Below are 5,670 nucleotides of genomic sequence, written 5' to 3' on the forward strand. Positions count from 1 at the left end.
GAACTGCACGGTGCGAACGGGTATCTGATCTCGCAGTTCCTGTCCTCGAACGCTAACCTGCGCACCGACCGTTACGGCGGTTCGATCCGCAACCGCATTCGTTTCGCCGTCGAGGCGGTCGCCGCCACTATCGACGCGGTCGGCGCGGCCAGGACCGGAATCCGCCTGTCCCCGGGCGGCGCGTTCTGGGGTGTGGTGGAAACCGATGTCGCCGCGCTCTACCCCGAGTTGCTGACCGAACTCGCGCGCCTCGATCCGGCCTATATCCATCTGGAAGCGACCGTCGACCATGAGGTGCTGCTGGATTTGCGGCGGGCGTGGCCGGGCACTCTCATCATGAACCCGGTGATGCCGATGGGACCGAAGCAGACCGGACTCGCCGATGCCGAGCGCTGGCTGGAACTGGGTGCAGACCTCATCAGTTTCGGTCGCGCCTTTCTCGCCAACCCGGATCTCGTCGAACGATTGCGCAACCACCTGCCGCTCGCCCCGGTGGACGAATCGACCTACTACCAGGGTGGAGACAACGGTTATCTGACCTACCCGGCGCATCGGTACGCCGCCTGAGCCGTTCGCACCCGAGGTCATCCGATGGTTCCGGCAGCCGCACTCTCCCCCGCGCCGGGCCATCGGGTGAGGACGCCTCCGTCCGGGCGCGAACTTCGCACTGATCAGCGCATGCTCCTCCACGGCCGAGGGGCGGACCGGAGGGTGGCTCAGCGGCGCGCCACCTCCATGGTGCATCGCGCCCAGTGCGTCGAGAGGCGTCGCGTCGTCCGCCCAGACCGTCTGGGGCGCTACCTGATCGCTCTCGTCGTCCTCGGCGCCTAAGGCACCGAAACGGGGCGCAGGCAGCTGTCCAACGGTGTGACGATCGAGCACAGAGCGGGGTTACGGGTGGGTCGGTAGCCGGCGGGTACTCCGCCCAGTCCGGCGATGTTCTGGAAGGCCGGGACCGCCGAGGTCGGTCGGCGCGTAAGGCTCGGGTCGGTCTTCACATCGACCGTGTAGAGACCGAATCGCGGCGAATAGCTGCCCCATTCGTAATTGTCGGTGAGGCTCCAGTAGTGGTAGCCGATCACGTCGATGCCGTCGGCTTTCGCGCGCTGAATCCAATAGACGGTGTCGCGCAGATGATCAGCTCGGTCGTATCCGTCGGCGCGCGGTAGCCCGTTGTCGGTCGGCATACCGTTCTCCACCACGTAGAGCGGTAGTCCGGGGAACTTTTCGGCGTAGGCGCGCAGGTCGTAGTAGATGCCTTCGGGTTCGATCGCGTTTTTCCACAGTTCGTCGCCCAGCAGGGCGAGGCTCGGCGGATTCGACAGTGACGCACCGTAATAGAAGTCGATGCCGAGGTAGTCGAGCTTCGCGCGAACTCGATCGATGAACAGCAGATCGGTCAGGTTCTGCACCACCGGGTACTGTGCGACGTTGCTGGTCACCAGCGCATCCGGCTGGCGCAGGTGGATGTAGTCATAGATCACGCTGTGCGCTTGCACCAGCCGCTCGAACATCGGCAACGCATCGACCACACCGATATCGCCGATCTTGATCGATTGCGCGACATAGCCCATCGGCTCGTTGATAGTCACCCACAACGGGTTGTACGGCGCGTAGCGGTCGACGACCCGCCGCATATTGGCCAGCCAATCCGACACCATCGTCTCGCCCGTCCAGCCACCGCGGTCGGCCGCCCAACCGGGAATCACCCAGTGGTCGAGCGTCAGCATCGGACGCATTCCCGCCGCACGAATCTTTCGAACGACATCGTCATAAAAGCGGAAGTTGTTCTCGTCCCACACATCCGGCCGCGGCTGCACCCGCGCCCACTCGATGCTGAGCCGATACACCTCGACTCCGAGATCGGCCGCCAGGTCGATATCCTCGGCGTAGCGGGTGAAGAAGTCGACCGAATCACCGTAGCTGTCGCGAGCCTTCCCCGAATTCGCGTAGCGACTCCAATTGCTGTCCGGCGCATGACCTTCGGACTGGAATCCCGCCATGGACACGCCCCACATGAACTCGGGCCCGAGGGACGGCACAGCAGTAGGTGCGGCCCCCGCACTCCCCGTGCCTGACCCGCTCGCACTCCCGGACCCCGAGCCGCTGTTACCAGCCGGCGCGGCACCAACCGTGCTGGACCCGGTCACGGCGATAGCGACGGCCGACACGATCGCAACGACCATCCGAGACAGTCTCATTCCCGTCAATCCTCCAGGCGATCCAGCGCGTCCCGAGATGGCCAAGCGTCGTCCCCGGCACCGTAATGGACAAACGTCCAGTAGGTGCCACGTTTCATGAAAGCTCGGCCGCTACCGCGGCTATCGGGTTACTTCTCGTACGAACCGCTCGCCGATCCACTGGCCGATCCGCTCCCCAGGATGCACAACGGATTGTCCACCATGGCCGCCTGCGCCGAACCCGACGACGAACCGGTGATCCCGGAGTCGACCGGTGGCGTATTCGGCGCCGGTGCCGCCGGGTTGCCCGAGCCGCCCGTCAACATGGACTCGCCGTCGAGATTCGCGGGAGCCGAGACATCGAGCAGATCCAGCACGGTCGGTGTGATGTCGGCGAGGGTGTACCCGTTGTTCTGCGCTCCCGCCGCGAACCCCGCTCCGCGCGCGATCACGAAACTGGCCGTCTCGTGGGCGCTCTGCCCACCATGCCCACCCTCCGGCTTGTGCCCGTGGTCGGTGGTGACCAGAATCGTCCACCGCTCGTTCGAATGCGAGGCCGCCCGCGCGTCCACCGCGGCAGTGATCTTCCCGACCAGGCCGTCCGCTCGGCCGATGGCATCGCGATACGCCTGCGGCCAGACTCCACGAAGCGTGTGTCCGACGATGTCCACCTGATCGAGGTGCGTGAACAGCAGATCGGTCCCATCCTCGGTGATGGCCGAGACAACCTGCGCGGTGGCATTGGCATCGGCGGTGGTCTCACAGACGCCCGCACCGGTGGGATCGATCTGGGTGACAGCCACCCGGTCGGCCTGCGGGCTGCCGGTGCGCGCGATCATGCCGATCTTGTCCCAGGTCCCGATGGAGGCCGTCGTCAACGCCGGACGCTCCCGCTCCACCTGTGTGAACACCGTCGGATACGGCGCGAAAGCTCCTGCGTTGCAGGTGGATCCGTTGTCCTGAATCCCGTGCTTGTTGTCCCACACGCCGGTCAGCGCCGTCGCCCACGAGACGCACGACATGGTGGTGTGCGGGGCGATGGAGGTGCGTGCCAGGGTGCCCTCCGCTGCCAGGCGGTCGAGGTTCGGGGCGTCGGCCGCCGACACCTCACTCCACAGCGTGCCGTCGATACCGATGACCACGACCTTGTTCACGACCGGAGCGGCCGGCGCGGGCGCTGCAGCGGCGAGTGGGACAGCGGCCAGGGCGGCGGCCGCGAGGATGCGGTGAGTGCGAGACATGCGCGGCACCGTAGCTGCCGAGCGGCCCCGACACACTGCGAATTGGACAATTGACCGTAAGGCCCCGCCCTGTGGGAATCCCCTGTCGCCGACCCGTCTGTCGGCCGAAGCGCCGGCGCGCCGAGACCGATCCCGCCGCCCGCGGCCGACGTCGAACGGTCGGCGTAGTCGGGTCGACCGGGGCTAGTTCACGCGAACGCGGACCATGGGCAGAGTCTCGACGGGGGCGCCGGTAGCGTGCTCGATGGTGGCGCGCAGGTTCTTCCAGGCGCCGGGGTGGCGCTCGACGTATCGGTCCAGTGCGGCGGTGGATTCGGCCTCGGTCATGGGCACGGCGGTCGCTGGGGAGCCGCGACGCAGGCCGCACCAGACCCGGACGCCGGAGTTGGCTCGGATATTGCGGTACCACTGCGCGCGCTCGCCGAAGCCGGACACGATCACATACTCGCCGCGCGCGGGTCGGTCGACGACCTCCAGGACGACATAGCGGCGACCTCCGGTGCGGCGTCCGACGTGTTCCAGCATCAGCAGCCGCGTGCCGAACAGGAAGCCCAGGCCGATCCGGTACAGGGTGATCGGCGAGCGGACGAACCATCTCGTCTGCAGAGCGCGGCTCCCGAGGCGCGCGAAGGTGTCGGACAAGGTCATGGTGGTCCTCCTGCCGTTCGGTAGGAAGTGCCACCCAACCCGCAGCGATAGATGGTCAGGACTTCTGCGGCCCAGCGGCGGAGGCCGTCGGCCGATAGCGGGTCGACGCCGAGCACGTCGGCGAGGCGGGTTCGCAATATCAGCACGGCCAGGTCGTTGGCGAGAAGAAATGCTGCACGCACTGCCGGGTCGGCGCCTGCATCCGCGTGTCCAGCCTTCCGCAGATCGGTCAGCGCGTCCGTCGCGACGAGATGGAGCCGGCGGAACAGCATCGTCCCCGGCTCACCGCCGGACAGCAACATGTGCCCGAGATAGGCCGGGATCGGCGAGTCCGGCGGCAGCGCCGCCGCAACCAGTTCCACGACCGAGGCCGGGGCTAACGGGTCGGCCCCGCCGGTCGCCTGGCCGAGCATCTGCTCGAAGACCGCGACCACATGCTCATCGACCACAGCCCGCAGCGCCTCTTTGGTGCCGTAGTGCCGCATGATCAGCGCCGGCGAGACGTCGGCGGCGGCCGCGATCTCGCGCACGGTCACCGCATCGGACCCACGCTCGGCGAACAACCGCAACGCCTCGTCCCGGATCCTCGCGCGGGCTGTCCGGTCTTCGGAGGGTGAACGCATGTTTACTATAGTAAACATATGTTCACCAGTTGGCGCTGGCACGACGGAACTGGTCACCGGCTGAAGCCCGATCGAGTTCCCCGACCTCGCCGGGCCAGCCGCCCCGGAGCGGAAGACTCGGCATGGCGTTCTCGGTGCACCGCCGGCAGACCGCCGCGCTACGAGGTATCCGAGGCCTCGCGATGCACCACCTGGGCGTCGGTCCCGGGCGACATGATGCTCTCGTGGCCATCTTCAGCCCGCACCCGGTACGGAGGCGCGCCGTCGTGGCCGAGTACTTCGACGATCTCGACAACATGATCGTGTTGCCCGACAACCCTGCCGTGCACGACTAGCCGGTCGCCCTTTGCTGCATACATGCGTAGCCTCCTCGTCGACGCTGACTGATCTCCCGAATCCAACGGTACGACTGGTACGAATTCTCAGCTAGCCCTGATCGTAGCGTCGCGGAGTCGCGGGCTTCAGGCGCTGATCGGCGCCGCCGTCACTCCGTAGCCGAGGTTGCCGAGGACTTCGCTGGTCGCCTTCGCGAAGTTCAGGGTGATGAAGTGCAGGCAGGGGGCGCCCTCGCCGATCAGGCGTCGGGTCATCTCCGTCGCGATTGCTATCCCCTCGGCACGCACAGCCGCACGGTTCTCCTCCGGCCCGTCGCCGGCGGCGCGGCGCAGGCGTTCCAGCACCCGCTTCGGGAGCGCCCGGCCGCTCAGCTCTTCCGCGCGCTGCACGGTGCGCAGCGAGGTGATCGGCATGAGCTCGGGGATGATCGGCTTGGCGCCCTCGATCGGGTCGAGCGCGACGGCCCGGTCGCGCAGCCGCAGATAGTGCTCGACGTCGAAGAACATCTGCGTGATCGAATACTCCGCGCCCGCACGCAGTTTCGCGACGAGGTGGCGGGTGTCGTGGTCGAGGTCGGGCGAGCGGTGGTGGCCCTGGGGGAACGAGGCGACACCGACGTGGAAGTCGCCGAGGTCGCGCACG

General features: G+C 67.1%; 6 protein-coding genes and 1 pseudogene. 1 reads left to right on the forward strand and 6 read right to left on the reverse strand.

Annotated features, from left to right (window positions below; all coding sequences use genetic code 11):
- Nucleotides 1-567: pseudogene (locus ACFWPJ_RS22915) on the forward strand (alkene reductase); the annotation flags it as partial.
- A gap of 260 nt (nt 568-827) precedes the next feature.
- Here ACFWPJ_RS22915 and ACFWPJ_RS22920 read toward each other — a convergent pair.
- From ACFWPJ_RS22920 to ACFWPJ_RS22945, 6 genes are all read right to left on the reverse strand, one after another.
- Complete coding sequence (locus ACFWPJ_RS22920; protein WP_378854437.1) at nt 828-2,186, reverse strand: family 1 glycosylhydrolase; 1,359 nt, start codon at nt 2,184-2,186, stop codon at nt 828-830.
- A 143-nt stretch (nt 2,187-2,329) separates the two neighbouring features.
- Nucleotides 2,330-3,421 carry an alkaline phosphatase family protein gene (locus tag ACFWPJ_RS22925; RefSeq protein WP_378854438.1) on the reverse strand — a complete coding sequence of 364 codons (1,092 nt, stop codon included), beginning with the start codon at nt 3,419-3,421 and terminating at the stop codon, nt 2,330-2,332.
- A 183-nt stretch (nt 3,422-3,604) separates the two neighbouring features.
- A complete protein-coding gene (locus ACFWPJ_RS22930) occupies nt 3,605-4,069 on the reverse strand; it encodes a nitroreductase family deazaflavin-dependent oxidoreductase (protein ID WP_378854439.1) in 465 nt (154 codons plus the stop codon).
- A complete protein-coding gene (locus ACFWPJ_RS22935) occupies nt 4,066-4,692 on the reverse strand; it encodes a TetR/AcrR family transcriptional regulator (protein WP_378854440.1) in 627 nt (208 codons plus the stop codon). The genes ACFWPJ_RS22930 and ACFWPJ_RS22935 overlap by 4 nt, the downstream gene beginning before the upstream one ends.
- Nucleotides 4,693-4,850: 158 nt before the next feature.
- Nucleotides 4,851-5,051: a DUF1918 domain-containing protein gene (locus tag ACFWPJ_RS22940; protein ID WP_378854441.1), complete on the reverse strand. Its 201-nt coding sequence runs from the start codon at nt 5,049-5,051 to the stop codon at nt 4,851-4,853.
- A 102-nt stretch (nt 5,052-5,153) separates the two neighbouring features.
- The coding region (locus ACFWPJ_RS22945) for a methylenetetrahydrofolate reductase (RefSeq protein WP_378854442.1) at nt 5,154-5,670 on the reverse strand (517 nt) is incomplete at its 5' end.

It is taken from the genome of Nocardia sp. NPDC058497 (assembly GCF_042720195.1).
In the GTDB taxonomy this organism is placed as follows: Bacteria; Actinomycetota; Actinomycetes; order Mycobacteriales; family Mycobacteriaceae; genus Nocardia.

Bases quoted from the DNA above. Each gene is read 5' to 3' on its own strand.
- ACFWPJ_RS22920 (WP_378854437.1), bottom strand. From the start codon at position 2,186: ATGGTCGTTGCGATCGTGTCGGCCGTCGCTATCGCCGTGACCGGGTCC.
- ACFWPJ_RS22925 (WP_378854438.1), bottom strand. From the start codon at position 3,421: ATGTCTCGCACTCACCGCATCCTCGCGGCCGCCGCCCTGGCCGCTGTC.
- ACFWPJ_RS22930 (WP_378854439.1), bottom strand. From the start codon at position 4,069: ATGACCTTGTCCGACACCTTCGCGCGCCTCGGGAGCCGCGCTCTGCAG.
- ACFWPJ_RS22935 (WP_378854440.1), bottom strand. From the start codon at position 4,692: ATGCGTTCACCCTCCGAAGACCGGACAGCCCGCGCGAGGATCCGGGAC.
- ACFWPJ_RS22940 (WP_378854441.1), bottom strand. From the start codon at position 5,051: ATGTATGCAGCAAAGGGCGACCGGCTAGTCGTGCACGGCAGGGTTGTC.